Genomic DNA, 26,980 nt, shown 5'->3' with positions numbered 1-26,980 from the left:
CATATCAAATTTTAAAACCCACAGCGCTGAAGAATTTCTCTCGGCTCAGCCATACGGCGCTTTGCCTCTTCCAGCGTTCTGATTATTTCCTCGTTATCATAGCTGTTCATCATTTCCTTAGCCTGATTAAGGGCAGCTCTTCCAAGCTCCACCTGATACTGATACAGGCTGTCAAGTCTTGACGCAGCCTTGACTTCAAGATCCTGATATACCGTCTTTATATCTTTGACGATGCCCATTCTTATATCGTCATAGTTTTCAAGAGCTATATCTATTATATCGGTCTGCTTTTTCTTTTTCAGAATACTGCTGAACGTACTCATTGCCGCAGGCGGGAAAGTTTCGCTTGTGCCGAACAGCTTTACGCCCATAACGCTTCTTGTAACGTTCTTGTTCACCGACATCATTATTCTCTCCACAGACGGTGCTTTCGTAACCTCGGACATATCTGCGATACCGAGCGCCTCAGCAAGCTCACGGCTCATCTTTTCAACTATCTCGGTTATCCTGTCCCTGTGGCACTCTATACAGGTACGGTAAGCCTCGCCGACCTTTTCCATAAGGAAGGAATAGAAATACTTTTCTATATCCTCAGGCGAATATATATCCTCGCCGCTGCTGTCCTTTGCACGGCATTCAAGAATGCTTGCTCTCAGCTTTGCAAAGAACTCATACATCCAGCTTTCAGCCTCCTGCTGCATTTCAAGCATACTGAGATGCAAGGCAGGCTTTTTCTCCTCCAGAGCCTTTGCAAGTTCTGTACACTGCTCTTCAAATTCCCTCGCCTTTTCTTCAAGCTTCTGCTTGTCCAGCTCGGTCATATCGCTGATAAGACGCAGTTTGGAATTTATCTCCTCCCACATCTGATCCAGCATAGTAAGCACACGCTTTGAACGTATAACGTCCTTCTGCATTATTATGTCACGCTTTAGCGAAAGCTCAAACTGCAAAAACTGTGTTTCATAAAACTCTCTTGTACCCTTGTCCACAGGTCTTGGTTCGCCCAGCTTTCGTTTCAGCTCATCACCGCCGCTTATGCCGTATACGATAGCGTTCGGAACGATCCTTTCGGATATCCCCTTAAATCTTCTCATTATCTTATCCACATCTGACTGTGAATTAAGAGCGTCTATCATATTTACCAAAACGTACAGCATACCAAATCTCTGCGGCTGAACGTGGCTCGCAAGGAATATCTGCTCTGTTTCCGAGAACGGCAGCAGGCATGATGCGGCATACATTATAGCGTCCGCATTTACTATATATTCCTGAACCTGCTTGTCAAGTGATTCAAGATCCGACAGACCCGGTGTGTCAACTATCCTTATATCCTTTAATATAGGAGCGTTGTCCTTTATCTGCACGTTCGCTATCTTTGCAGGGAAAAGCTTCATACGCCTTTCAAGATTTTCTCTTGTGATATCCTCCAGCACAAGCGGAACACGCTGTCCGTTTTCGAGTATAGCCTCTACGGTCTGCATATGACCGAAAGATATCTCGTTTATGGTGTATGTTTCAGGTGTAACATTTATGGGCGCAAGCTGTTTTCCAAGCAGCGCATTTATTATGGTGCTTTTTCCACGCTTGAACTCACCGAGTATAACGAGCGTGAACGGCTCTTCACATTTCTTTGCGATAAGAGAGTCCCACTGTCTGAGCTGGTCGATACATTCGCCGCCCAGTACCGCTGCGATCTTAGGATCGCTTATTATACCGTTGAGCTGATCCCTTATTAAAGTTATATCCTGTTCGGCGGTCATTAAGTTTTCATTTTCCATCAGCTCTGACCTCCGTTTCCTATTATAACGCTTGTATGCACGTCGCATATCTGTCCCGAAACTGCGTGGGAATCAATATCCTCCATATCACTTCTCCACGAATAGAGTGTGTGGCAGTAAAGGAACTCATTGCTTGCCAGCAAAAATCTCTCTATATCCGTCAGCTGCGGATCTATGCGCAGGCTTCTTGAAGTGCTTGCGTGTATCTCTGCTGACTTTTTATTAAGTTCGGCGAAATCCAGCTTGTCCTGCTTTCTGCCGTAGAAATCCACATAGCCCTTATTATACAGCCCTGTGATAACGTCGAGATATCTTCCCGGCTTGTCAAGGCATATCATGCCCGCTCTGTTTGCCGTTATGTCCGCATACTTTACCCACTGGACAAGTGCGGAATAAAGCTGACTTCCGACAGCCTGAGTGTATGAACGCTCGATAGGCTTATAAACATTTTTATTTACATTAAGGTAAGTGTATGCCATATTGAAGGTGCAGTGATTGTTCTGTATCCTTCCGCACTCGCTGCCGATAAGGAGTGCAAGCTCGTCATAGCTGCAAAGCTCTGTAAGCTGCTTTGTCAGCACGATGCATGGCTCGATTATTTCGCTTGCTATGGAATAAGCAAGGGGTCTTTCAAGATCCTCTCTTATGAAAACTATGGGAACGATAAGTTCAAGGCGTTCCGCACATTTTTTCACTATATCATATATTTCGGGATATTTCAGAGGTCCGACCTGATTGCATTTCATAAACAGGTGCTTTGCCTCTGCGGAGATATCCTGCGAATTTACCGCTTTGAAAAGCTTTCCCGCACCGCTCAGTCCCATTATCTTCTGCCTTACGGCAAAATCGGATTCAAAGGCATAGTCAAGGCTGCCGTCAACCATATGGTTCTGATAGGATCGGGTATAGGCATTAAGATATGAGCGGAAGCCCGTATCTATCTGAAGAAGCGGATTTATTTTCCCCGTTCTTTCTGTATTTTCTGTAACGTCACTCATTGAGTGTCCTCCCTGATCATAAAACTATAAAACTAAAACCGGAGATCCGTGATCCTTATGCCTGCGCAGGGCTGCCCTCAGCCGTGTTCTCAGCAGCGCCCATCTCATCTGTAAGGGCACGTCTGACTGCGTAAGCCTCCTGTACGATCTCGCTGGCTCTTTCAGCGATGGTATGGAGTCTTTCCATTTCCTTCTGTGAAACGCTGTTCTTTTCAGCCTTAAGGTCATTGAGGTTATCGAGAGTTTCCTGTGTATCACGCAGAATGATCTCTGTTTCACTTTCGATCTTGCTCTTCAGGCTCTCGAATGATGTGAATACCTGACGTCTTACAGTTTCTGTGAAGTCGTTGTTGAGCTTCATTTCGTGGAACTGCTTTCTGACGTGTGTTTTGAAGTTTGACTTATACTTATCTATTCTTTCCTTTACCAGTATCTTATCCACCGCAAAGTTGGAAGAGAGCGTACCTGCTATGCCTGCGAAAGCCATAAGGCACAATGTAACAGGGCCTGCTGCGGTAAGACCGAAGAAGCCTGCGAAAAATGCTGCGGCATAGTATGTTGCATAAAATCCTGCCAGACCTGTTGCACCGCCAAGCAGCGCACCCTTTACGCCCGACTCTCTGAATCCAAGGAAAAGTCCGCCGACGCCGTATGAGCCGATAGCAACGCCGATGATCTTATCAAGCACTCCGCCGTTCTGTGAAACTCTGTCGGAGATAGTGAACATATCCTGTATCTTTGCAACGGACTCGAAGAACTCGTCCTCGAAATTCTGAAGACGCTGAGCCTCGCCGCTTACTGCATTGTTGATGCTGTTCTGTATCTGCTCGCAGATTATCTGTGCGGTAGCCTCGATGCTCTCCTTTATCTTTTCCGTCAGCTTATTTGTGATTATCTTGAGCTGATCCCTCTTGAAATCGTCAGAGGACATCTGGAAGTTGTCGATTACCTCCATAGCGGCATTTTCGATATTAGTCCAGTAATTTTCAAGCACAGGTTTGAGATCGTCGAACACCTGATTTGCAGCGTCGTTGATCTTGACAAATTCCTGTCTCTTCATATTTCTGATCTCGTCGATCTCCTTTATGGCAGCGTCATACTTCTCCATAAATTCGTCGTTTTCCATCATAAGGGCATTTTCCTGCATAACGATGGAGCGCAGTATCTCTGTACCCGAATTTGTGATCTTGTTTGCAAGTATCTGGAGTGTGATAACGCCTCGCTCCTGCGTAAGAAGAGTTTCCAGAGCCTTTTCAAACTCAGGGAAATTCGACTGCTCCAGCAGTTCACGGCTGCCGATAGTCTTAGCCGTCAAGGCACGCTTCGCATACACGCCGATAACCCTCGGTGTGCCTATCTTTCTCTTGTATACGGCAAACTCACGGGAATCCTCGCCCATGACCTTCTTCGCCTTTTCCATAACGTACTTGCCTATTCTGGTACGGACAGTTTCAACGATCTTGTTCTCGTCCTCCTGTGTAAACGTACCAAAACAGTTTACAACAAAGATGATCCTTCCCACATCTGAGGTCAGCATCTTCTTTTCGAGAAATTCCTTTTCAAACTGTGAGAACGGAGAGTTTGCGCTGATAACGAAAACGGCAGCGTCGATCTTCGGAATGATAGACATAGTGACGTTGGTCATCTGATCGTCATCATTCAGACCCGGAGTGTCGATAATATCAACATTATTGCGGCAGAATTCGGTATCGTAATAAACGGTAGCCTCCTTGACTGTTTCCGCTTTCTGTTCCGACTCGGCTGTGAGCTTTGTAACATAGTCCTCCAGCCTGTCTATATCGACTCTTTCAGAATCGCCGTTCTTATATTCAACCTGAACGTAAGGTTCTTCGCTGTATGTAACTCTGTTGAGAGTAGCCGTTGCAGGCAGCACGTCGGCAGGCAGTACCTCCTGTCCGAGAAGTGCGTTTATGAGCGTACTTTTACCACGCTTGAACTCGCCCACGATAGCGACTTCAAAATGCTCGTCCTTTGCCTTTTCAAGGGTTTCCCTTACCGACTCTGCGGTATTCACAAGGGATATCTCCTCACTCAGTTTGAGCAGCTCCTGCAGGTCGCCCGTAAGGTTTTCCACAGTTTCCTTATAGGACGCATAGCTTGAATAGTCAATTTGCTTTTCCATTACAAACCTCCAGTAGATATTTTCACAAAATCCAAAGATATAAAAGCTTAAAATTTTATAAGAAGTTAAAATCGCCCGATATAAAACGTTATATAAATAAAATAGTCACAAAAGGGCAATTATATCATTGTATTTTCACACCTTACATTATAGCATACCAAAATCCGTTAAGTCAACATTTTCCTTTATTTGTGTACGAAAAATTACTCTTTTGCACAAATTGAGCATACCTCATTACTGCATTTTTCACAATACTTTTAACAAATATTATTCATCAGTCCCAAAGGCATAAAATATCCGCAGCAGAAGTCCCGTATCCTGCTGCGGATATTTTCAGTATTTATTCATTCCTCACTGTGGATAAGACCGCAGCTGCGCATCGAGAGCGTTCCGTTTTCGCCCACGATAAAATGATCCAGCACGGTTATATCCAACATTCTGAGATAGTTCATTATCTTTCTTGTTACAGCTATATCCTCCTGAGAAGGGGTATTTGCCGCTCCGGGGTGATTGTGTGCGATGATTATGACCGAGCAGCCGCTGTTAAGCACAGTTTTGGTAAGCTCCTTAAAATCCACCAGCACACTGCTGTCCGCTCCCCTTGCTGCGTCTGTAACGCTTTGTATGCGGCAGGAAGAATTTACGCAGAATATCTTCACCTTTTCTTTTTTCTCACCTGCAAAAAATGTAGAAACATATTCGATAGTCCTGCCGTAGTCACGAACGTCCACAGCGCCTATCTCCTGCCTTTTCACATAATTGGTGAACATATCAAAGAACTTTATGGCGATAGCGGCGCTGCTGCCCATATCCTTCACCTGTAAAAGTTCCTCCTCCGAGGCGCACAGCACACCCTTCAGCGAGCCGAACCGCACCAGCAGTCTGTGGGCAATATCATTTGTATTCCCTCTCGGAAAGACATAAAACAGCAGCATTTCAAGTATCTCATGCTCTGCAAAGCTGTCGAGGGAATTGCTTTTGCGCAGCCTTTCACGCATACGCTGCCTGTGACCTGAATGATCCGCCTGCTGCATATCCTTCTTCCTTTCTTGATTTTCTAAATTTCCTCAGTTTTCAGATACCAAAAAGGCGACCGCTGAGGATCGCCCTTTATTTTCAGTTGTTGATTAGTCTAATTAGTCTACTGTTTCAAGTCCCTCAGCCTTGAATGCCTGTCTGAGGTCATTGATAAGATCGTTCTTGTCCTCGATACCGATAGCCACACGATAGAAACCGCCGTGGAATTCCTGTGGGTAGAGATACATTCTCTCATCGTCCTCGCCGAGGAAAACGATAAGGCTTGCGTCATGACCGAGTGAAACTGCTGATGTGAAGATGTTGAGGTGTGTTACAACTCTGTTGTAAAGATCATGCTCGCCCTTAAGGCCGAATGAAAGAACTCCGCCGAAGCCGTTCTTCATCTGCTTTACAGCAAGATCGTGTCCCTTATGGCTTTCAAGACCAGGGTATGCAACAAAGCTTACGCAAGGCTGCTTTTCAAGCCACTGTGCAATGGCAAGAGCGTTGTCGTTATGCACCTGCATTCTCAGTGGGAATGTAACTGCGCCTCTCATAATGAGCCATGCATTGAACGGGCTGATAACGCCGCCGATGTTTACCTGTGCCTGATAACGGATCTTGTCCATCTCTTCGTGAGGTCCGATAATTGCTCCGCCCATAGCGTCGCCGTGACCGTTTATGTACTTTGTAAGGCTCTCTACAACGAAGTCAACGCCGTATTCGAGAGGTCTTGTGTTGTATGGTGATGAGAAAGTATTATCTGCTGAAACAAGGATATTATGCTCGTGTGCAAGCTTTACGATAGCCTCGATATCGCAGATGCAGAGTGTCGGGTTGCCCGGTGTTTCAAAGTGGATAAGCTTTGTGTTAGGCTTGATAGCTGCCTTTATCTTTTCGATATCTGTGCAGTCAACGATAGAAGTTTCGATCCCCCACTTCTCTGTCCAAAGTTCATTGAATATTCTGTATGTTGCGATATATGTAACAGTTGAGAAGATAACGTGGTCGCCCTTTTTCAGCTGTGAAAAGAACAGTGCTGAAAGTGCGGCAACACCGCTGGCAAGACATACGCAGTCCTCGCCGCCGTGAAGATTTGCGATCTTCTTTTCAAGAAGTCCCTGATTTACTCCGCCGTTTCTTGTGTAGATGTTAGCCTCTGATGCAGACCAGTTCATTGTTGAAGGGTCGTATGGCAGCAGGAAGCTGTTAGCCATATTGATAGGAGGCTCGATAGCGCCTGTTGCAGCGTCAGGTTCGTTTCCCACATGGATAGCTCTTGTGGTAAAGCTCATTCCGTCATAGTTTTTTTCATTCTTACTCATTTATACTCGTTCCTTTCAAAAAAACATTGCCAAAAAATCAACTTATATTATATCACAACTCCCCTCGGATTTTGTAAAGTTTTTTTGAATTTTCTGCCTGCCCACAAAATTCTCCCTCTGTAAATGGTCATATGTGTTAAAATCTATTGAAAAAACAAAAACAATGTGCTATAATTACTTTTATGAACTTATAACAAAAATATGATCTGTTGATCGAAAGGAAAGGTATTAATATGAAAATAAAAAGAATAACCGCAGGTCTTGCAGCCGCGCTCATGCTGTTCTGCTGTGCAGGCTGCGGTGAGGACAACAGCAGCTCATCTAAAGCTGACGCAAACAGCAATGCTGCGGACAGTTCATCTGCACAGACTGCAAACTCCGAAACTGCAATGCCTGAAAAGGACTACACAACTAACTGCGACGGCACAGCAAAGGTAACTGTTGACGGCACAAAGTTTATGGTAGACGGCAAGGATATATGGTTCAACGGCGTAAACACACCTTGGGATCAGTGGAACGATTTCGGCGGCGGATTTAACTTCGAGTTCTGGAACGATCACTTCTCTAAGCTCCATGAAGCTGGTGTAAATGCCGCAAGAATATGGATCTCATGCAACGGCGACACAGGTATGGTCATCTCTGCCGACGGCACATTTGAGGGCGCTACCACCGCTCACTGGGAAGATCTTGACGACCTTATGCTTCTCGCTGAACAGTATCAGATCTACATAATGGCTACCGTTCAGTCCTTTGACCACTACAAGGAAACAAATGAGACCTATCAGTCATGGAGAACGCTCATTCAGGACGATGAAAAGGTAGATCAGTACGTTGACAACTATATCATTCCTCTGGTAAAGAGATATGATGCCTGCGACTATCTGTGGAGCATCGACCTCTGCAACGAGCCTGACTGGATAGTTGAAAATGATGAGTGCGGAAAGCTTGACTGGCTCTATCTTGAAAGCTACTACGCAAAGGCTGCAGCCGCTATCCACGAAAATTCAGACGTTCTCGTTACTGTCGGAATGGGTATGATAAAGTATAACTCTGACTCACAGATGGGCAACAAGATCTCAGATGAAGAGCTTCAGAGCGTTCTTGGCGACAACTCAAAGTACAAGAAGGAACTTGCTTACGTTGACTTCTATTCCACACACTGGTATTCATGGATGATACCTAACTGGGGTACTATCTACGAAAAGACACCTGTTGACTTCGGTCTTGACGGAACGAAGCCTGCCGTTATCGGTGAAATGCCTGCTGTTGCGTCCGACAATCCGTCTTACGATGTAGTAAGCGCATATGAAGAGGCATACAACAACGGTTACAACGGCGTATTCGCTTGGAAAACAAGCGGTTCTGACGACGGCTGCGGACTCTGGACAGATATCCAGCCTGCTATCAAAAAGATGATGACTATCTGCCCTGAAAAGATATTCCCGCTGGCTCAGTAATTTCAAATATGAATTAAAATAAAACAGGCTGTTCTCAGTTCACATTTGAGAGCAGCCTGTTTTTTATATGCTAATTTATGCTTATTTTGATTTTTCAGATCTTTCAAGACCGTATTTTTCATAGAAAGCGTCTATGTCAGCCTGCGAACGGACAAGCTCGGTGTACATAAGCTCCCTTGTTTTTCGATTATAAAAGCCTATGGTCTTTTCCCCTGTGCAAGTGGAGGACATTATCCTTACTTCCATATCCTCACAGCCTGACGGTATCCTGCTTTTCTTTTTATTTTTTTCACTTGTGAACAATCCCGAAAACAGCGGCATCACATCTCACTCCCCAGCATTGAGCAGAGCATATCAAAATTCTGCTCGTTCTCCGAAAACCATTCAAATATTTTTTCTGTATTATCCTCTGAATACTCTATCTCCTTGGAAAATTCCTTTATAAGCTCCGCACGTTTTTCCCTCGCAGGCAGTTTTCCCGTCTTATGCAGACAGACCTGAAACAGCAGCTTTGTCATTATCGTGCAAAGCACCGCAAAATATATCTTCGGCGCAGCGTCATAGTCCCTTACAGCTTTTATAAAATACCGGAACAGATAGTATACCGTAATATGCTCCAGCTCAAACTGATCCTCGCTGTACAGCCTATCGAACTGCTTTTCCTCCGCAAGTATCTCACGGATATTTTCCTTTGCGTATCCATACATCTCACGCAGCTCAGTATTAAGATAGTCCATTTCAGAGAAAAGTCCCGCCGCAGTTTTATAAGCGTTCAGCCTTTTTTCAGCCGCACCATTCTCCCTGTATTCCCTGCTCCACTCGTTTATTATCTCTATAAGGAAACCGTCTATTGCGAGCATACCCGAAATGTGCTTTAAACGCTCCCTGTCCTCAGAAAAAACAGCGTCATCTATATCCTCCGTGGAATAAAGCAGCACACACAGCCTTTCGCTTACGCTAAGACCTCTGTTCTGCATAACGTCGATAAGCCTGCTGCGTATCTTCTTTACTGCCAAAAGCATATCGGGATCAAATTCCAGATCGTCAGGCTCTTCATCTATTTCACGCTCAGTAAAAAGCATAGGCGCAGGATGCTCCGTTATCATTCTGCATACTTCCTCACAGCTAAGTCCTACTCCTGCCTCCTTATAATCTCCGAACCATTCATAGAACCGAGGATGCTCCCTGCATATATCCGATATATGCTCCTCACCGTATTTAAGCTGAACAGAGCATAATCCCTTTTCATTCATAAATGGACATCCGCCCTCCTGCCGCATATAATGACAGCCGTCCTCCTCATAGATATTTTCCACAAGTTTTCTGCAAAGCTCATCATTTCCCGAACGGTAAAAATCAAGAGTCTTGTCGTCGATCTCGATATCCCAGCCTATCTTGCAGCAGTTGTCCTTACATTCCGAGCAGGTGCATCTGAAATTATCAAAAATATCCGAATAGAACAGTTTCATCAAAAAGCCTCCTTATGCAAAAAGGGCGGTGCAATATGCCGCCCTAGTTTTTTATATCCTTATATCAATTTATCAGGACTTTTTCGCCGCAGTTTCATCATAGTCCTTGTTGCGGTTAGCCACAAGCTTTAATCTCTTCTTCTCGTGGATACCCATTACGATCTTCTCGCAAAGGTCTACTATCTTCTTCATAAAAGGCTTGAAAATGTAGAAATACTCACCGGCATAAGTAACGACCTCGCCGTTGAATCCCTTCTTGAATTTGTATACGCCGTAGTTCGGGTTAGTTTCGTCCTTGTAGAACGGTATGCCCTGAAAATCGTATATATAGTTTCCGCCCTCTATCGCCCAGTTTATCATTGTCCACTGCATAAGATAGTTTGGATAGAGATTTCTGTGGTGGTTTGCAGACGCACCGTAAACATAACAGGTCTTTCCTGCATACTGAGTAGTAACTGCGCCCGAAAGAGGTATCTCCTTGCCGTCCTCCTCTGTATAGCACATAAAGAGGTGACAATGTTCAGGACCAAGACCGTTTATGAACTTTACAAAGTATTCCTTTCCTCTTATGGAAAATCCGTCACGGATACCTGTTGCCTCCATAAGCGGATAGAAATCATCAAGAGCCTCTGTACCGCACACCTTGCAGTAAACGCCCTTTCTGCCTGCTTTTCTTATTCTGTTTCTCCAGTCAGGCTTGAATGTTGCCATTACCTCATCGGGAGTCTTGCCCTCGATATTTCTCAGCATATAGTTGTTTCTAGCCTGAATTGTAGAAAGCTCAGGTGCGTCGTCGATATGAGTAAATCCCATATCCTTTATTATCTTTGAACGCTCCTCCTCGCCCTCTTCAAAAGGCGGATCCCACATAAACTGATAAGCCTTGTACTTCTTCGCAAGCACCTTTATGCCCTCGAAGAGATCAGCCATAACTTCCTTATCGCTCCAGTCACATACAGGGCCGTGAGGAGCATACAGGAACGTACAGCCGAATATAGGTATCTTCTTTATAATCACAAGACAAACGCCTCTTATGCTGCCGTCAGCACTGCGTGATATAACAGCGTCCCAGCCCCAGTTATCCTTTACCTTAGGCCATCTGAGCGACTGCATGAAGTTTCCGTATTTGCTGTTTTTCGCAAACTCTTCATACTCTTCAAGCACCTTGGCGTCTGATTTATTTATGATCTCCATAATTTGATATTCCTCTCTGAAAATTATATACAATAATCATTATATAACAGACTTTCAAAAAAATCAATAGTATATTTTCACAAAACCGCTGTTCATCGGGAAAAAGCGGTAAAAAACAGACATTTTGACTATTGCCAAATAAATTCAGATGTAGTATAATAGTGATATGTATATGGAAGGAGCAGATCTATTATGAGAAAAAGCGGCATTTTAATGCATATCTCATCTCTTCCGAATGATTACGGAATAGGTAAGATGGGAAAAGAGGCTTACAGCTTCGTTGACTTCCTCGCTGCTGCAAAGCAGAGCTGCTGGCAGATACTCCCCGTATCCCCTACCAGCTATGGCGATTCCCCTTATCAGAGCTTTTCCACCCATGCAGGAAACCCGTATTTTATAGACTTTGAAACTCTCGAAAGCGACGGGCTCCTGAAAGCGGAGGAATACAAAGATATCGACTGGGGCAGCGAAAAAGGCTCTGTTGATTACGGAAAAATATATGAAAATATTTTCGGCGTTCTGAAGATCGCACACAAGCGTTTCAGAAAAAAGCCTGCAAAGGGCTACGCAAAATTCGTTATTGAAAACAAGGACTGGCTTTATGAATACGGTCTGTTTATGTCCCTTAAATTCGCCCATGACGGTAAAGCATGGTACGAATGGGAGGACTGTCTGAGGTTGAGAAAGCCGAAGGCTGTAAAACAAGCGTCGAAAAAATATGCCGACGATATCGACTTCTGGTGCTTTGTACAGTATGAATACTTCAAGCAGTGGAAAAAGCTGAAAAAGTATGCAAACGACAAGGGCATAAGCATAATCGGCGATATCCCTATCTACTGTGCATACGACAGCGCAGATGTATGGGCAACACCGCAGTATTTCTATCTTGACGGCGACAAAAAGCCTGTTGAGGTAGCAGGATGTCCCCCCGATGTATTCTCCGAGGACGGTCAGCTGTGGGGAAACCCGCTCTACCGCTGGGACGTTATGGCTAAGGAGAAATACCGCTGGTGGGTGGACAGGATAAAGTCTGCTTTCGAGATATATGACACAGTAAGGATAGACCATTTCAGAGGTTTTGAAAGCTACTACTGCATACCTTACGGCGCAAAGAACGCAAGAAAAGGTCAGTGGCGCAAAGGTCCTGATATGAAGCTTTTCAAGGAAATAAACAAAAAGCTGGGCGACCTTGACATCATCGCCGAGGACCTTGGATTCCTCACCAAAAAGGTAACAAAAATGCTGGACTCAGCAGGCTATCCGGGTATGAAGATACTTGAATTTGCCTTTGATTCCGACCCGCAGAACGTTTATCTCCCCCACAACTACAAGACTTCCAACAGCATATGCTATACGGGAACTCATGACAATGAAACTATTGCAGGCTGGATAAAGTCCGCCGATGAGAAAACCGTTAAATACTGCAAGGAGTATCTTAATGTAAAGAACACGAACGATATTGTCTGGGGTATGATAAGACTTTGCTGGGCAAGCATTTCAGATACGGCTATCACTCAGATGCAGGATATACTTGAGCTTGACTCTTCCGCAAGAATGAACACACCGTCTACTGTGGGCGAAAACTGGAAATGGCGGCTGGAGGATATGTCCGCTTTAAACAGCAAGCTTGAGAAAAAGCTTGCAAAGCTGACCGATACATACGGAAGAAGTCCTGCCTGACGGCACACCAAATTGAAAGGATTAGATGATATGGATAATAAAGAGTTTCAGACAAGACTGGCGGAGGATCTCAGAAGAAAATATTCCGTTTCCATAGAAAATGCCGCATCGTGGCAGCTCCACGAGAGCATTTCCTCAGTAGTTATGGAATATATCGACTCCGACTGGAGCGACAGCAGGGAAAAGCACCTTTCGGGCAGACGTGCCTGCTACCTCTCTATGGAGTTCCTTATGGGAAGAGCTGTCTACAACAACCTGCTCTGCCTTGGACTTACCGAGGACGTTGACAAAGCTTTAAAGGCTCACGGCAGAAGTCTTGCCGACCTTGAAGATATCGAGGACGCTGCCCTCGGCAACGGCGGTCTTGGCAGACTTGCCGCCTGCTTCCTTGATTCCGCAGCCGCACACGATATCCCGCTTGACGGCTACGGCATAAGATACAAGTACGGACTTTTCAAGCAGGGCATAGAAAACGGTTTTCAGACCGAATATGCAGATAACTGGCAGAAATACGGCGACCCATGGTCAAAGCGCAAGGACGAGGACACCGTTCTCGTAAAGTATGCCGACCAGACCGTAAAGGCTGTGCCTTACGATATGCCTGTTATAGGCTTCGACACAAAGAATATCGGTACGCTCCGCCTGTGGCAGGCTGAGGCTGTGGAAGAGTTCAATTTTGCAGATTTCAACAACGGTGCGTTTGAAAAAGCCGCTGCCGAAAAAACTGCCGCTGAGAACATCTCAAAAGTCCTCTACCCTAACGACAACTTTGACGCAGGAAGAATACTCCGTCTTAAACAGGAATACTTCTTCTCCGCTGCATCTGTTACAGATATACTGAAAAAGCATAAAAAGCGTTTCGGCACACTTGATAACCTTGCCGACTATATCACTATCCAGCTCAACGACACTCACCCTGTTATCGCTGTGCCTGAGCTTATAAGACAGCTTATCTCAAACGGATACAGCTTTGAAAAGGCTTTTGATATGGCTCATAAGGTATTCAACTACACCAACCACACCATAATGGCTGAGGCTCTTGAAAAGTGGGACTGCCGCTTTGTGGAAAACATTCTGCCTGAGGTATATGCCGTTATCCTCCAGATAAACGAAAAGTTCATCAAGGATATGTATGCCCTCGGCATCGACAAGGCTCAGATATCAAAAATGTCCCCTGTGGGCGGCGGACAGGTAAAGATGGCATTTATGGCTATCTATGTTTCCTCTTACATAAACGGCGTTGCCGCTATCCATACAGAGATACTTAAAAATGACGCTCTTAAAGAGTGGTATGAGATCTATCCAGACCGTTTCCAGAACAAGACAAACGGCATCACTCAGCGCCGCTGGCTTGCCCTCTGCAACCCTGAGCTTTCCGCACTTTTGACTCGCCTGCTTGGAAATGCCGACTGGGCAAAGGATCTTGACCAGCTGAAAAAGCTTGAAAAATATGCTGATGATGAAGCCGTTCTGAAAGAGTTTATGGCAATAAAGGAAGCAAAGAAGTGCCAGCTTGCCGATTTCGTCAAGGCGCATGACGGCAAGGATATTGATCCGAACTGGATATTCGATATTCAGATAAAGCGTCTGCACGAATATAAAAGACAGCTGCTCAACGCACTCTCTATCCTTTACATCTACTTCGGCATAAAGGACGGCTCTATAAAGGATTTCACACCTACCGTTTACATCTTCGGCGCAAAATCCGCTCCCGGATACAGACGTGCAAAGGCTATAATCAAGCTTATCAACGAAATAGGCGACCTTGTGAACTCCGATCCTGACACAAAGGATCTCCTTAAAGTCGTATTCGTCGCAAACTACAACGTATCCTATGCCGAAAAGCTGGTTTGTGCGGCAGACGTTTCAGAACAGATATCAACAGCAGGAACTGAGGCGAGCGGCACAGGCAATATGAAGCTTATGCTCAACGGTGCCTGCACCCTCGGAACATATGACGGCGCAAACGTCGAGATAGCGGAAGAGGCTGGCGAGGAAAACAACTACATCTTCGGCGCAAGAGTTGAAGAGCTTGCCGAGATAATGCCGAACTACGATCCGAGAGAGATACTCTACAAGGACGAAAAGATAAACCGTGTTCTTAACAAGCTTATTGACGGCACTTTCTCCGACGGCGGAGTACCTTCCAATGAAGAGGGCAGCTTTAAGGAGCTTTACAAGGCACTTACAGACGGTGCAAGCTGGCACGTTCCGGATCACTATTACGTTCTCGGTGACCTTAACAGCTATGTTGAGGCAAAGCTTAAAATGAACGCAGATTATAAGGACAGACTTGCTTATGCTAAAAAATGCTGGATAAACATTTGCAACGCAGGAAAGTTCTCCTCCGACAGAACTATAAAGGACTATGCGGAAAATATCTGGAAGATATAAAAACATAAAATAAACTTCATAAAAAACAGGGAAGATCTGAGATATGATCTTCCCTGTTTTTGTGTACTGTTTTTAATAGTCTTAAACTGTGTATGTCAGCTTTACTGTGTCTTTCAGATTTCCTTTTCCTGTAACTGTAACAGTTACCTTGCCGCTTGATACTGCAGAATATGAAACTGTGTAGTTTCCGCTGTAAAGCTCATTGCTGCCTATCTTTACAGAAACTAAAGGCTTTGCAGGTGAAGATGTGTTTTTCTTCAGCTCTACTGTGCAGTTCTTTATAGAACGTGGATTTATCTTGAAAGTCTTTGTTACGTTGCCTTTAAGATTATTTTTTCCTGTTATTACAACAGACGCTGTGCCTGCTGAAAGATTATTTTTGTAAGTGAGAGTGTAATTTCCGCTGTAAAGAACAGTTCCGTTGCATACTATCTTAACCGATGGCTTTATTCTTGTGCCGTTGAAATATGCTGTCTGCTCCATTTCGATATCGCAGTTTCCGACAGAACGTGGGATTATCTCAAACTTCTTTACATAGCTGCCCGTAAGATTGTTTTTGCCCTTTATAGTTACCTTTGCCGTACCTACCGAAAGATTATCCCCATAGCTGAGAGAATAGTTCGATGCAGGTATAACAGTGTTTCCTATCTTTACAGTCACAACAGGCTTTACTCTCGTGCCTCTGAAATAGTTCGTGTCTGCGCTTAAAGTTACTGTGCAGGCTGAAACATTTCTTGCGCTGATGGTGTATGTCTTTGCATATGTGCCGCTGTATGTGCCTTTTCCTGTTACCTTTACATAAGCTGTGCCTGCGTTGACGTTTGCGCTGTATTCAAGAGTGTAATCCGTACCCTTTGTAAGAGTTTTGCTGCCTGCCTTTACAGTTACGGCAGGTGTTTTCGCTGTGCCGTCATAGGTGTATGCTGTCTGAGCAAGTGAGATAGTGCAGTCGTTTATAGTGGTGATCTCCTTCATGGGGATAGTTTCCGTCTGAAGTACCTTTCCGCACTTTGTACATTCCTTGTGACGTGAACCTGTGGAAGTCGTTGTCGCCTGTTTGTCGATTATCCAGCCGGATTCGATATGCTTATGAGTAACATTGATAGTGGTCTTGGTGTTGTTGAACATCTGACTGCTTGTGCCGAGCCATATGTTAAAGCTGCCCTCTTCCTTTCCTGTTATCTCAAATGCTCCGCCGCCCAGCATCTTGATATTTGAATATGTCAAAGCTGTCGAACCATACCATATGGAATAGTTCTCTGTTATAAGCGGATTATGACAGCCGTTAAGGCGGATAGTTTCGCCGACCTCGATATCATATTCACTTTTTTCAAAGCCGACAGGGTAATCGTTATCATCGAGCATATTAAAGTAGTTTACAGTATAGCTTATAGGCTTTTCCACGCCGTTTTTGTATATTCCCTTTACCGTTACGGAAACCGTATCGTCCTCAGGAAGATCGCCGACGTTGAAAATGATGCACTTTGACATTCCGTAGCCGCTGTTTTCTACATTAAGATAATTTCCCGCATATGTGTTGCTGCTTGAATCAAGATGCCAGCTCTTGCCAAGCTTTTTAGACGTAACATCTACCGTTACCTTGCTCCTGCTCGGCGTGTCATATGTATTGCCCAAAGTTATGGAATAAGCGTAGCCGTTTGTGCTGTCGCTGTTTCTCACAAGCTCATAAGGAGTATTTTCAGCAGGCCAGCAGATATAGTCACCTGTGAAAGCGTCGCTCCTCTTCATATCGAAAGCATACATTGCCGTTGCATTTCCCACATAGCCGAAACCTGTGTACTGCATAGGCGGATTAAGCACCCAGCGTCTGTGACCCACTCTGTCTATGTTTGAATTGTCCGAGTCCTCCATATATCCTGCAATAACCGACGATGCAACGTTGCCGAATCCCATTGCGATGTTCGATCTTCCCGAACCCGAATAACCCAGTTCATACAGATCATCGGGCAGTCCGCTAGGCTGTGACGGAAAATGTGACAGGCTGTTGTTCATATAGTTTACAAGACTGGAATGCTGAGCGTAAACGCTGTAATTGCTGTCCAGCTTAACGTCATATGGCAGACCGGCAACATATCTTGTGAAGTTTACCGAATTTAATGCCGCCTGCAATTCCTCATCGGAAAGCTTTCCTGCACTGTAAGGCGAGGTGGTCGAATAATCCTCCGCATAGGTCGGCTCATCATTCACGCTGAAATAAAGCTCCTGAAACTTCGCCTTTATCTCAGCCTGCGTGTGCCTTTCAAGGCCATAAGCGTCAGCCTTTAAACTGCCCCATGCCGCCGCTGAGAACACAGCGCAAGCCGCCAAGGTGCAGGCTGAAAAGCCTTTTATAAATTTACTTACTCTCATCATATATCTCCCCTTTAATAGTTAAAATGAATAAAAAATCTCATTCTAAGCCACATCAATTTATTACATTATAACACATTCGCCATTCAAATGCAACAAAGCTTATTATTTTTAGTAATACAAATTTAGCAGTAATACTTTGTACATTTTTCACAATCAAAAAACGTTCCGCAGGAAAGTCCCCGCAGAACGTTTAGATCCTCTCATTTATTATTTGCCTGCTATCTCAGCAATAGCATTTGCATACATATTCAGATTGTATCTGAAAGTTTCCATAGTGATATGCTCATCATCACCATGCATATTGTTGTTTTCCTCTGGGAACTCCGCTCCGAAAGCTACTGCGCCCTCGGTATTATGCACATAGGTTATTCCGCCCTCTGCAATGCAGTAACCCTTTTCGCCCTTTACTCGCTCATAGACCGCAAGCAATTTCTGAACGAAATCGCTCTTTTCATCAACGTAGTGCGGCTCCATTCCCTCACATTCGTCAACTGTAAAACCTGCCTGCGCAAGTTTATCTGTGATGATGCCGCTTATCTCGCCATATGTTCTGTCTATTGGGAAACGTATGTCTATACCTCCGCTGAGTTTTCCATTTTCAACACTGAGCAAAGTCAGAACACAGGTCATTTCACCCGATACATCATCTGAAAATCCCATTCCGCAAGCCTTGCCGCAAAAGTCGCCATATGGGAAAAGCTCTGCCAGTCCGCAAAGTTTCCCATTTTTTCCGCCGTCCTTTACATATTCCCCAAGGAACTTTGTCACAGCGTTATCTCCGTTTTCGGGACGTGAGCCGTGGGAAGCTTTTCCCCTGTATTCAGCATTACTGTCGTCAGAATACTTTACTCTGCAAACGTCAGGCACAGCGTTTATAACAGTTCCGCCCTTTATCTCGCTTATATCATTATCTTCAAAAGGCGCAGAAAATGTCAGATGCACCATTCCCTTTTCGCAGTTCAGCACAGGAAAAGAGCCATCAGGCGTAAAAACATTTTTCGGGAATTTTTCACAGCTCTGATAATACTCCATATCCTTGCAGCCGTTCTCTTCATTTCCGCCGAAAATTATACGGAAATTCTTCACAGGTACGGAAAGCTCTCTTACAGCCTTTGCCGCCCATAGTGCCGCAACCGCAGGACCTTTATCGTCGATAGTTCCCCTGCCGTAAAGAACGCCGTCCTTTTCCGTCAGTTTAAAAGGCGGAAAGCTCCAGCCGTCGCTTGCAGGCACAGTATCAAGGTGCGCAAGTATGCCAAGCTCAGGCTCGCCCGACTCGTAAAAATCTCCACGAACGGCATAGTTATCGAAATTTCTCGTTTTCATGCCTATCTTCTTCATAAAATTCTCTCCCCAAGCAAGAGCCTTTGCCGAACCCTCGCCGAAAGGCTGCGGCTGTGCATTTTCGTCCGCAACGCTCTCTATGGAGATTATCTCGTTAAGGTCGCCGAGTATCTCCGCCATATGATCTTCAAAATACTGCGAAAATTTCTCCGCATAATTTCTGCTCATAAAATAATTATCTCCTTTTTATCCGTCTATGGTCCATGCATTCCTGCTGTGCTTTTTCGGCACTTCCTCCCTGCTGAGGGTACAAAGCATTACCTCCGACGGGTTATTAAGTCTGAATTTTCCAAGCCCCGCTGTCAGCGCCATTACAGTTTTTCCGCAGCGGTATATACCCTTCGTGTATTTCGGGAAGAACTTCCTTTCTGGCGAAAGTATACCGCCCACAAATGGCAGCCTTACACAGCCGCCGTGGCAATGCCCTGCGAAAACCATATCCGCTCCCCACTCGGCATAAGCCTCAAGGAAAAACGGGTTGTGGGATATAAGCATATTGAACTCATTCTCCCTCGCCTTTCCAAGATACCTATCAAGGTCGTCAGCGGTTATCTCTTTTAAGTTGCTATATCTGCCTTTGCGGTTTATATAGCAGCTTACGGGAAGCTGAGTTCCGTACACATTTATATATGCGCCGTTCTCATATATCCTCATCATATCATTGCGCAGCACGTTTATGCCCATGCTCTCCAGCTTGTAACACAGCGCCTCGCAGTTATCCATATTCCTTATCTCGTGATTTCCCAGAACGTAGTATACAGGTGCCGCTTCCTTCAGCCTTTTCATCAGCGCAGCTTTTGGCAGCAGATCAGTTTCGTCCTTGCTGTAAAGATCCCCTGAGAAGAAGATATAATCAGGCTCGGCTGCCAGCACCGAATTCATAAGGTTGTTGAAATTCTCCCCATACCTTTTCTTATGGAGATCTGCAATAAGCAGTATCTTTTTCCCCTCAAACTGCTGTGGAAGCCTTTCGCTCACAAGCCTGCATTCCTCCACCCTCAGCTGACGGTTCTGCACAAGGCAGTATGCCCCTGCCGCAGCAGCAATGCTGTATATAACAAATTTCAAAAGTTTATTTGACATAGCACACCATTTCCGTAAATTATTTTGAAATATATCTTTTCAGATCTTCCATTGCCCACTTTGCGTGGTTATATCCGTGGCGGTAAAGTCTGTCCAGCTTTTTAGGGTCGCCCTCTGTCCTTCCCACACCGAAAACCGACTTAGGTGTGAACACAAAGACTTTTCCCTGCTCTTTCAACGTCATTATCTCGCTGACGCACTGATTGTAACGCTCCGCCCTTGTCCGCAGAGCCTCTGAAAACTCAGGATATTTTCTGTAATACTTCATGCAAAGCTTTGTAAGGCTGTCTGTGGTCTTTCTGTAATCTCTCGGTCTTGTAAGTATGATTATATTCTTGTCGCAGCCAAGCTCCATCATCTTTTTATACGGTATTGAATCTGCTATACCGCCGTCAAGATATTTTTCGCCGTTTATCTCTATCTCTGGGAACATAATCGGCAGAGCGCAGGTCGCCCTCAGCAGCTGCCATGTCTTATCATCTCTCGGAACAGGCATATACTCAGCCTTTCCGCTTTTCACATTTGTGACCACCGCATAAAATTCGCCCTTGTATTCCTCAAAAGCCTTATAATCATAAGGCAGCCATTTGTTCGGCACTTCGTCCCATGCATAATCAAGATTATAGTAGCACCTGTTGGACGGATCGAGCATATTTCCCATGCCCATATATTTCTTTGTCCCCATAAACTCCGTAGCAAGGCGGTAGTTCCTGCCCTTCTGCCTTGACGCATAGGAAACTCCAAAAGCCGCACCCGCCGACACGCCTATTATCTTATCCGCCATTATATCTTCTTCGAGGAGAGCGTCAAGTATCCCGCAGGAATAGACCGTTCTGCTTGCGCCGCCCTCAATTGTAAGTCCAAGCATTTTTTATCCTTTCTTATGGTACAAGAGTAGTTGCCGTAGCAGACTGCGCTGCTGAATCTGTGTTGTCCGCTGCCGAAACGTCAGCTCCCGACTCTGTCGCCGCAGACTCTATAAGATATTCACGTTTTGTCTTGTCAAAAGCAGATGTAAGAGCGTCCATTGCGTTCTTTGTCGCATTATCGTCTGTGATAAGCACCACAACATTGTCGCTCATAAGTCTGATAGTTTCAGTCAGATTTTCGAGGGTTATTTCGCTGCCCTGATAAAGATATGTGCTGCCCGAAACCTTTATTCCAATATATTCTTTCGGAACAGCAGTTGTGGTAGTCTGTGAAGAAGTCTGGCTTTCGTCCGAAACTGATGAGCTTACGGACTTGTCCGAGCCGCTGCTCTCGCCGCCCTCGCCCTTTCCGCCGCCGAAACCTATTCCGAGATACCTCATAAGCAGTATCACTGCGGCTATAAAAATTATTACAAAAAGCAAAGTAACAAGCCTTTTCTTCTTTTTCTTTTTCTGATTTTTCTTCTGCTTTTCGATATCGCCTTTATAAAGCTTTTCAACGTCCTTTTCAATGCTCATTTGTTATCGTCCTTTCGGTATTCATGTATTCAGTTATTCAGAAATTTATTCGCTGATATTGGTGGTATTGATATAAGCGCAGTAGAAATTTTCATACACTTCTCCCACCATATCCACAGCGGCGGTGACCTCCTTTACATCTCTGTAAAGAGCCTTGTCGCCGTCATATACAAGCGCACACAGCAGCACATCTTCCTTTGAAGAACCCATATCCTCAAAATACTTCTCTATCTCAGCAGATATCTCAGCTGCCGAGGTGATATCCGTCTGTGCGCTCTTATTTTTTCCCTGAGAGATATAAAGCTTCCCTCTGCCGTTATCGTCATATTTCAGATTAAGTGTAACCAGAAGCCCCTGTTCATATCCGTCAAGTGCCTGCTGGTTCTGAGCCGCCTGACTGTCTACGCTTTCCGCCTTTTCCCATGCCTCGGCTACCTGACGGCTTGTATCGTCAAGTATGCTGTCCAGCTGCTCCTGCCACTGAGTCCTTTCGTCCTCAAGAGCCGACTGCGCAGCCTCCACACGCTTTTCAGCGTCAGCCTTTACCTCGTCATTGTTGTTCTGCATATCCATCATCACCCAGAACAGCATTATAAGTATAACATCGAGCAGGGCGGTCAGCTCAATGACTATGCCCTTGCTTTTGCGGCTGCCGTTCATAGCTTGTCCCCTGCTTTGGTTTCTGCCGAGTTGCGGTCAAGGTAAAGTGCAACGGATTTTTCGTTATCCTCTATTTTTGCGGATATAACGCCGTCAAGGAACTTGAAGATTATAGCGAACACAAGTCCCCAGAAAGTCGAAGTCAGCGCCCCGTAAAAGTTGCCTGTAACGTTCTCCATATCGGACACCATACCCAGCAGCGAAACTACCGTACCCAGTATTCCCAGCAGCGGAAATATTCCCGTCAGATTTACGAAAATAGAGTAAAGCTTTGCGGTATGGTTGCGCATATCCACCACCTGAGATTCCCTCAGCTGTGATATATCGCTGTCAGCCTCTTTCCGTGACGTTCCCCCGTCGGGAACAAAAACGGTCAGATGCATCTTTTTATAAAGCCTTTCGGCGGATCTTCTGAGAAAATAATAAACTATGCCTGTGAACACTGCCGTTATGAAAATTATCATATCATAGCCCCACAGGTTCATGAAAATCACTGAAAATATGTTTTTCATTAGGATCCCCCCTTACATTACATAATATCACAAAACCGACCAAAAAGCAAGTATAAAACACCCCTGCCGACCCTCTGAGCGCATAGTTTCATCTAGTGAACACAATTATGCTGAGCCTTGTCAGATAATACACCGCAATTTGCTTATATAAATATGTTTTAGCCGCCTTTAAGCTCTTGCAATGCGGCTGATATTGTGTTATAATAATAGGGTATGATTTTAAACCGACTTTAAATATATGGAGGAATAAGCTTGAGTAATTTGCAGGACGAAATCAAAAGGCGAAGGACCTTTGCCATCATATCCCACCCGGACGCAGGTAAAACAACTCTGACCGAAAAATTTCTTCTCTACGGCGGTGCTATCGCACAGGCAGGCGCAGTAAAGGGCAAAAAGAACTCCCGTCACGCTGTTTCAGACTGGATGGAGATCGAAAAGCAGAGAGGTATTTCCGTAACCTCCTCCGTTATGCAGTTCCAGTACAACAACTACTGCATAAATATCCTCGACACTCCGGGACATCAGGACTTCTCTGAGGACACCTACCGTACTCTTATGGCGGCAGACTCCGCCGTAATGGTCATCGACGCTTCAAAGGGTGTAGAGAACCAGACCAGAAAGCTTTTCAAGGTCTGCGTAATGCGCCATATCCCTATTTTCACTTTCATCAACAAGATGGACAGAGAGGCAAGAAATCCTTTCGACCTTATGGAGCAGATCGAGTCCGAACTTGGCATACAGACATATCCTGTAAACTGGCCTATCGGCTGCGGCAAGGATTTCAAGGGTGTATATGACAGAGAGAAAAAGCACATCATCTCATTTGAGGCAAGCGGCGGAAACCACAAGGTATCAGCTACCGAAGTAGACCTTTCCGATCCTGAGCTTGACACACTTATCGGTGCTGATCTTCACGAAACTCTTGCAGATGATATTGAACTTCTTGACGGCGCAAGCTATGAATTTGATATCGACAAGGTACGCAAGGGTGAGCTTTCGCCGGTATTCTTTGGTTCTGCGCTGACGAATTTCGGTGTTGAGCCTTTCCTTGAAAGATTTCTCGAAATGACCACCTCGCCTACACCAAGAATGTCCAGCGAGGGACTTATAGATCCATTTGACGAAGATTTCTCCGCCTTTGTATTCAAGATACAGGCGAACATGAACAAAGCGCATAGGGACAGAATAACATTCCTGAGAATTTGTTCAGGCAAGTTTGACAAGGACATGGACGTTCTCCACGTTCAGGGCAACAAGAAGATGCGTCTTTCACAGCCTCAGCAGATAATGGCACAGGAGCGAGAGATCATTGACGAGGCATACGCAGGCGACATTATCGGTGTATTTGATCCTGGTATTTTCGCTATTGGTGACACCATATGTTCACCAAAGAAGAAGTTTGAGTTTGAGCCTATACCGACCTTTGCACCAGAGCATTTCATGAGGGTACGTCAGAAAGACACGCTGAAGAGAAAGCAGTTTGTCAAGGGTGCGACACAGATAGCGCAGGAAGGTGCGATACAGATATTCCAAGAGCCTGAAACGGGAATGGAAGAGGTAATTGTTGGTGTAGTAGGCGTACTTCAGCTTGAAGTTTTTGAATACAGAATGAAGAACGAATACAACGTTGATCTATACAAAGAAAGTCTTTCCTACTCCCACATCAGGTGGATAGACAACGAAGACATTGATGTAAAGAAGTTAAAGCTGTCCAGCGACACCAAGCTGGTCAAGGATTTCAGGGGCAATTATCTGCTGCTTTTCACCAGCGAATGGAACATACGCTGGGCGCTTGAAAAGAACGAAGGTCTTGAACTCTCCGAATTCAACCGTGGCGCTCTCCAATAGGTCCTCCCGGACGGGGTAATTCGGGACGCTCGGCAAGCTCGCTGTCTGCGGTCTGAACTTCCCATTTGCGCTCGGAAGAAACCGAGATATGACTTTCACTAAAAGTCCTCGGGCGGACGGGTCCTCCCGGACGGGGGAATTCGGGACGCTCGGCAAGCTCGCTGTCTGCGGTCTGAACTTCCCATTTGCGCTCGGAAGAAACCGAGATATAACTTTCACTAAAAGTCCTCGGGCGGACGGGTCCTCGCCGGACGGGGAAATTCGGGACGCTCGGCAAGCTCGCTGTCTGCGGTCTGTCCATCATGAACTCATAGACGATAGACTGCTGGGTTTCATAGTCAAGACTGCGAAGTGTCGCAAGGGTGATGCCCGTTGACTTTGCGACCTCTGCAAGCTCAATGTAGACAGAGCCTTTCTGCCACAGGTTATCGAGGGCTTCAAAGACTGCCTTTTTGTCCTCATCGTACATAGCGGTAATGATGTCCTCGGAAACACCGAGGATTTTTGCGACTTCCGCAAGCTGGTTATTGTTCATAAAGATTATCCTTTCTGCTTTAAGCCAAATCATTGACTTTTCGGCGGTTGTTTGGTATAATAAGGGTTAGTAAGGGGCGTGGTGACTGTCCGATAAATCTGAATTTGCAGGTGACATATATGATTGATAATGAGATGTCTATTGAAGAATTAGAGCAAGATTTTTGGGGAGAGCCATCATTTTCTTCTTATGTTGTAACAACCTGTCATAAAGCAAGACAGAAGCCCATAAAAGACTTGTCGTATGAAGAAATCAGATGCTTAATTGGTCAGAAAATTGGCTTACGCTTTGTATTGTCAGTGGCAATTGATATATTACAGGCTAACCCTCTTATTGATGTAATATACTATGAAGGAGATTTACTGCTTGCTGTACTTCGATTGGATTTAGATGATTGGAAATACAATCAAGATGAACTAAAAACCTTTATATCAATTCTTCAAGAAAATCGCTCAAAGATAGAAAATTTTGAAGAAGTGTCAAATGAGCTTGTAAATAAATACCTCCAAATACGGCTTTAGTATAGCTAACCCCAAACAGCAAGGACACCCTTGCTGTTTTTATTTTCCCATTTTTATTCCCCCCTCTCCGCTTTATACTACTCAAAATCCCCCCATAACACAAAAAAGCTGCTGCCATAAGGCAACAGCTTTTTATAATGTCTATTTAACAAATTAGTTAGCAAGACCAGATCTTTCAATACCTTCAATGAAGTATCTCTGTAAGAATACATACATGATAAGTATTGGTGTGATCGACAGCAGACAACCGGCTTCAAGCCAAACAATGATCTGACGAACAGATACTGACTGACCGTCAAAGAGCTGCTGTGTAAGGTTTGTGTTGAGGTTCTTAAGCATAAGAGCTACTGTATCGTTCTTTGTGAAGAATGAAGATGATACATAGTAGTCGTTCCAGTACCATACGATCGAGAACAGGAATACTGTCAGGAATGACTGCTTTGCGTTAGGAACCATGATCTTTACATATGTGTAAAGAGGGCTGCATCCGTCGAGGTAAGCTGCGTCTTCAAGCTCCTTAGGAAGTCCTCTGAAGAACTGACGGAAGATGAAGATGAACAGACCTGCCTTGATACCGTTTGCGAACATTGCCGGCAGATACATTGTCCAACCACTGTTGATGAGTGTTGTTTCTCCGCCTGTGAGCAGCTTTGCGAGCCACTGTGGCTTGAAGTATGCATACTGCATATACAGTGGGATAGTTGTGATCTGCGGTGGAACGATGATCATAAGAATAACGATAGCGAACAGGATTCCCTTACCCTTAAACTTAAATCTTGCGAAACCGTAACCTGTAAGTGAGCAGGTAATTACCTGAAGTACAGAAGCGATGAGGTTCAGAATGATAGTGTTTATAACAGTATCTGTGAAGTTCATTACCTTCCATACGTCCGAGATGTTGCTGAGCGTGAAGCTCTTAGGGATCCATACGATAGACGGATCGTTCATCTGCTCGTTTGGTCTGAATGCTGTTGAGAGCATGAAGATCAGCGGATACAGAATAATGAAGCAAAGACCGAACAGTATAACAAATCTGAAGAAAGGCCAAACCGTACCGATCGCTTTCTTACGTCTGTTATACTTGATCTGTTCAGGAGTGAGGTATTTTTCAATACCGTCCTCCTTCATCTTTTTATGACGGGCTTTAATAGCAGCCTTGCGTTCTTTTTCGAACTCTTTTTCTTCTTTTTTAGTTGCCACT

At 44.9% G+C, this 26,980-nt stretch carries 22 protein-coding genes; 5 read left to right on the top strand and 17 right to left on the bottom strand.

Going from position 1 to position 26,980, the window contains the following annotated elements; translation table 11 throughout:
* Positions 1-11: 11 nt before the first annotated feature.
* From Q0E19_RS02040 to Q0E19_RS02020, 5 genes are all read right to left on the bottom strand, one after another.
* The gene (locus Q0E19_RS02040; RefSeq protein ID WP_294406738.1) at positions 12-1,778 is read right to left on the bottom strand and encodes a dynamin family protein; all 1,767 of its coding nucleotides are present in this window, start codon (positions 1,776-1,778) and stop codon (positions 12-14) included.
* Positions 1,778-2,776: a hypothetical protein gene (locus Q0E19_RS02035; RefSeq protein ID WP_294406735.1), complete on the bottom strand. Its 999-nt coding sequence runs from the start codon at positions 2,774-2,776 to the stop codon at positions 1,778-1,780. The genes Q0E19_RS02040 and Q0E19_RS02035 overlap by 1 nt, the downstream gene beginning before the upstream one ends.
* A 55-nt stretch (positions 2,777-2,831) precedes the next feature.
* The gene (locus Q0E19_RS02030) at positions 2,832-4,919 is read right to left on the bottom strand and encodes a dynamin family protein (protein WP_294406733.1); all 2,088 of its coding nucleotides are present in this window, start codon (positions 4,917-4,919) and stop codon (positions 2,832-2,834) included.
* A 344-nt stretch (positions 4,920-5,263) separates the two neighbouring features.
* The gene (locus Q0E19_RS02025; RefSeq protein WP_294406729.1) at positions 5,264-5,953 is read right to left on the bottom strand and encodes a JAB domain-containing protein; all 690 of its coding nucleotides are present in this window, start codon (positions 5,951-5,953) and stop codon (positions 5,264-5,266) included.
* A gap of 102 nt (positions 5,954-6,055) precedes the next feature.
* Positions 6,056-7,261 (bottom strand): PLP-dependent aspartate aminotransferase family protein, encoded by a 1,206-nt coding sequence (locus Q0E19_RS02020; RefSeq protein WP_294406727.1) that lies wholly within the window; start codon positions 7,259-7,261, stop codon positions 6,056-6,058.
* A 233-nt stretch (positions 7,262-7,494) separates the two neighbouring features.
* Between Q0E19_RS02020 and Q0E19_RS02015 the strand changes: the two genes are divergently transcribed.
* Positions 7,495-8,718, top strand: a complete 1,224-nt coding sequence (locus tag Q0E19_RS02015; RefSeq protein ID WP_294406725.1) for a cellulase (glycosyl hydrolase family 5) — start codon at positions 7,495-7,497, stop codon at positions 8,716-8,718.
* 81 nt (positions 8,719-8,799) lie between these two features.
* Here the strand turns inward: Q0E19_RS02015 and Q0E19_RS02010 are convergent, their stop codons facing one another.
* From Q0E19_RS02010 to Q0E19_RS02000, 3 genes are all read right to left on the bottom strand, one after another.
* Positions 8,800-9,039: a hypothetical protein gene (locus tag Q0E19_RS02010; RefSeq protein ID WP_294406723.1), complete on the bottom strand. Its 240-nt coding sequence runs from the start codon at positions 9,037-9,039 to the stop codon at positions 8,800-8,802.
* Complete coding sequence (gene fliB, locus Q0E19_RS02005) at positions 9,039-10,187, bottom strand: flagellin lysine-N-methylase (protein ID WP_294406721.1); 1,149 nt, start codon at positions 10,185-10,187, stop codon at positions 9,039-9,041. The genes Q0E19_RS02010 and fliB overlap by 1 nt, the downstream gene beginning before the upstream one ends.
* Positions 10,188-10,259: 72 nt before the next feature.
* A complete protein-coding gene (locus Q0E19_RS02000; RefSeq protein WP_294406718.1) occupies positions 10,260-11,381 on the bottom strand; it encodes a peptidoglycan bridge formation glycyltransferase FemA/FemB family protein in 1,122 nt (373 codons plus the stop codon).
* Positions 11,382-11,573: 192 nt separating this feature from the next.
* Here Q0E19_RS02000 and malQ point away from each other — a divergent pair, with 192 nt between their 5' ends.
* Both malQ and Q0E19_RS01990 read left to right on the top strand, forming a co-directional pair.
* A complete protein-coding gene (gene malQ, locus Q0E19_RS01995) occupies positions 11,574-13,061 on the top strand; it encodes a 4-alpha-glucanotransferase (protein WP_294406715.1) in 1,488 nt (495 codons plus the stop codon).
* 30 nt (positions 13,062-13,091) lie between these two features.
* On the top strand, positions 13,092-15,455 hold the full coding sequence (locus tag Q0E19_RS01990) for a glycogen/starch/alpha-glucan phosphorylase (RefSeq protein WP_294406712.1): 2,364 nt from the start codon (positions 13,092-13,094) through the stop codon (positions 15,453-15,455).
* 81 nt (positions 15,456-15,536) lie between these two features.
* On the opposite strand, the gene Q0E19_RS01985 is transcribed toward Q0E19_RS01990, so the two are convergent.
* From Q0E19_RS01985 to Q0E19_RS01955, 7 genes are all read right to left on the bottom strand, one after another.
* Positions 15,537-17,828: a CAP domain-containing protein gene (locus Q0E19_RS01985; RefSeq protein WP_294406710.1), complete on the bottom strand. Its 2,292-nt coding sequence runs from the start codon at positions 17,826-17,828 to the stop codon at positions 15,537-15,539.
* A gap of 207 nt (positions 17,829-18,035) precedes the next feature.
* The gene (locus tag Q0E19_RS01980) at positions 18,036-19,340 is read right to left on the bottom strand and encodes a M20/M25/M40 family metallo-hydrolase (protein ID WP_294406709.1); all 1,305 of its coding nucleotides are present in this window, start codon (positions 19,338-19,340) and stop codon (positions 18,036-18,038) included.
* An 18-nt stretch (positions 19,341-19,358) separates the two neighbouring features.
* Positions 19,359-20,255 (bottom strand): metallophosphoesterase, encoded by an 897-nt coding sequence (locus Q0E19_RS01975; protein WP_294406706.1) that lies wholly within the window; start codon positions 20,253-20,255, stop codon positions 19,359-19,361.
* Positions 20,256-20,274: 19 nt separating this feature from the next.
* Positions 20,275-21,123: a patatin family protein gene (locus tag Q0E19_RS01970; protein ID WP_294406703.1), complete on the bottom strand. Its 849-nt coding sequence runs from the start codon at positions 21,121-21,123 to the stop codon at positions 20,275-20,277.
* Between the two features lie 13 nt (positions 21,124-21,136).
* Entirely contained in the window at positions 21,137-21,703 is a 567-nt protein-coding gene (locus Q0E19_RS01965; RefSeq protein WP_294406701.1) for a hypothetical protein, read from the bottom strand.
* 45 nt (positions 21,704-21,748) lie between these two features.
* Positions 21,749-22,363, bottom strand: coding sequence for a DUF802 domain-containing protein (locus tag Q0E19_RS01960; RefSeq protein WP_294406699.1), 615 nt, complete (start codon positions 22,361-22,363; stop codon positions 21,749-21,751).
* The gene (locus Q0E19_RS01955) at positions 22,360-22,875 is read right to left on the bottom strand and encodes a MotA/TolQ/ExbB proton channel family protein (protein WP_294406696.1); all 516 of its coding nucleotides are present in this window, start codon (positions 22,873-22,875) and stop codon (positions 22,360-22,362) included. Before Q0E19_RS01955 ends, Q0E19_RS01960 begins: the two co-directional genes overlap by 4 nt.
* Positions 22,876-23,127: 252 nt before the next feature.
* On the opposite strand from Q0E19_RS01955, the gene Q0E19_RS01950 reads away from it, so the two are divergent.
* A complete protein-coding gene (locus Q0E19_RS01950) occupies positions 23,128-24,723 on the top strand; it encodes a peptide chain release factor 3 (protein WP_294406694.1) in 1,596 nt (531 codons plus the stop codon).
* Here Q0E19_RS01950 and Q0E19_RS01945 read toward each other — a convergent pair.
* Positions 24,701-25,258 carry a hypothetical protein gene (locus tag Q0E19_RS01945; RefSeq protein WP_294406692.1) on the bottom strand — a complete coding sequence of 186 codons (558 nt, stop codon included), beginning with the start codon at positions 25,256-25,258 and terminating at the stop codon, positions 24,701-24,703. The genes Q0E19_RS01950 and Q0E19_RS01945 overlap by 23 nt on opposite strands.
* Positions 25,259-25,377: 119 nt before the next feature.
* Between Q0E19_RS01945 and Q0E19_RS01940 the strand changes: the two genes are divergently transcribed.
* Positions 25,378-25,779: a contact-dependent growth inhibition system immunity protein gene (locus Q0E19_RS01940; protein WP_294406690.1), complete on the top strand. Its 402-nt coding sequence runs from the start codon at positions 25,378-25,380 to the stop codon at positions 25,777-25,779.
* A gap of 153 nt (positions 25,780-25,932) precedes the next feature.
* On the opposite strand, the gene Q0E19_RS01935 is transcribed toward Q0E19_RS01940, so the two are convergent.
* Positions 25,933-26,979: a carbohydrate ABC transporter permease gene (locus Q0E19_RS01935; RefSeq protein ID WP_294406687.1), complete on the bottom strand. Its 1,047-nt coding sequence runs from the start codon at positions 26,977-26,979 to the stop codon at positions 25,933-25,935.
* Position 26,980 lies beyond the last annotated feature (1 nt).

This window comes from uncultured Ruminococcus sp. (genome assembly GCF_934476685.1).
Lineage (GTDB): Bacteria > Bacillota > Clostridia > Oscillospirales > Ruminococcaceae > Hominimerdicola.
This window is presented reverse-complemented; position numbering and strand designations above follow the sequence as displayed.

Coding starts and splice junctions, on each gene's coding strand:
- Q0E19_RS02040 (WP_294406738.1), bottom strand. CDS start 1,778: ATGGAAAATGAAAACTTAATGACCGCCGAACAGGATATAACTTTAATA.
- Q0E19_RS02035 (WP_294406735.1), bottom strand. CDS start 2,776: ATGAGTGACGTTACAGAAAATACAGAAAGAACGGGGAAAATAAATCCG.
- Q0E19_RS02030 (WP_294406733.1), bottom strand. CDS start 4,919: ATGGAAAAGCAAATTGACTATTCAAGCTATGCGTCCTATAAGGAAACT.
- Q0E19_RS02025 (WP_294406729.1), bottom strand. CDS start 5,953: ATGCAGCAGGCGGATCATTCAGGTCACAGGCAGCGTATGCGTGAAAGG.
- Q0E19_RS02020 (WP_294406727.1), bottom strand. CDS start 7,261: ATGAGTAAGAATGAAAAAAACTATGACGGAATGAGCTTTACCACAAGA.
- Q0E19_RS02015 (WP_294406725.1), top strand. CDS start 7,495: ATGAAAATAAAAAGAATAACCGCAGGTCTTGCAGCCGCGCTCATGCTG.
- Q0E19_RS02010 (WP_294406723.1), bottom strand. CDS start 9,039: ATGCCGCTGTTTTCGGGATTGTTCACAAGTGAAAAAAATAAAAAGAAA.
- fliB (WP_294406721.1), bottom strand. CDS start 10,187: ATGAAACTGTTCTATTCGGATATTTTTGATAATTTCAGATGCACCTGC.
- Q0E19_RS02000 (WP_294406718.1), bottom strand. CDS start 11,381: ATGGAGATCATAAATAAATCAGACGCCAAGGTGCTTGAAGAGTATGAA.
- malQ (WP_294406715.1), top strand. CDS start 11,574: ATGAGAAAAAGCGGCATTTTAATGCATATCTCATCTCTTCCGAATGAT.
- Q0E19_RS01990 (WP_294406712.1), top strand. CDS start 13,092: ATGGATAATAAAGAGTTTCAGACAAGACTGGCGGAGGATCTCAGAAGA.
- Q0E19_RS01985 (WP_294406710.1), bottom strand. CDS start 17,828: ATGATGAGAGTAAGTAAATTTATAAAAGGCTTTTCAGCCTGCACCTTG.
- Q0E19_RS01980 (WP_294406709.1), bottom strand. CDS start 19,340: ATGAGCAGAAATTATGCGGAGAAATTTTCGCAGTATTTTGAAGATCAT.
- Q0E19_RS01975 (WP_294406706.1), bottom strand. CDS start 20,255: ATGTCAAATAAACTTTTGAAATTTGTTATATACAGCATTGCTGCTGCG.
- Q0E19_RS01970 (WP_294406703.1), bottom strand. CDS start 21,123: ATGCTTGGACTTACAATTGAGGGCGGCGCAAGCAGAACGGTCTATTCC.
- Q0E19_RS01965 (WP_294406701.1), bottom strand. CDS start 21,703: ATGAGCATTGAAAAGGACGTTGAAAAGCTTTATAAAGGCGATATCGAA.
- Q0E19_RS01960 (WP_294406699.1), bottom strand. CDS start 22,363: ATGAACGGCAGCCGCAAAAGCAAGGGCATAGTCATTGAGCTGACCGCC.
- Q0E19_RS01955 (WP_294406696.1), bottom strand. CDS start 22,875: ATGAAAAACATATTTTCAGTGATTTTCATGAACCTGTGGGGCTATGAT.
- Q0E19_RS01945 (WP_294406692.1), bottom strand. CDS start 25,258: ATGAACAATAACCAGCTTGCGGAAGTCGCAAAAATCCTCGGTGTTTCC.
- Q0E19_RS01940 (WP_294406690.1), top strand. CDS start 25,378: ATGATTGATAATGAGATGTCTATTGAAGAATTAGAGCAAGATTTTTGG.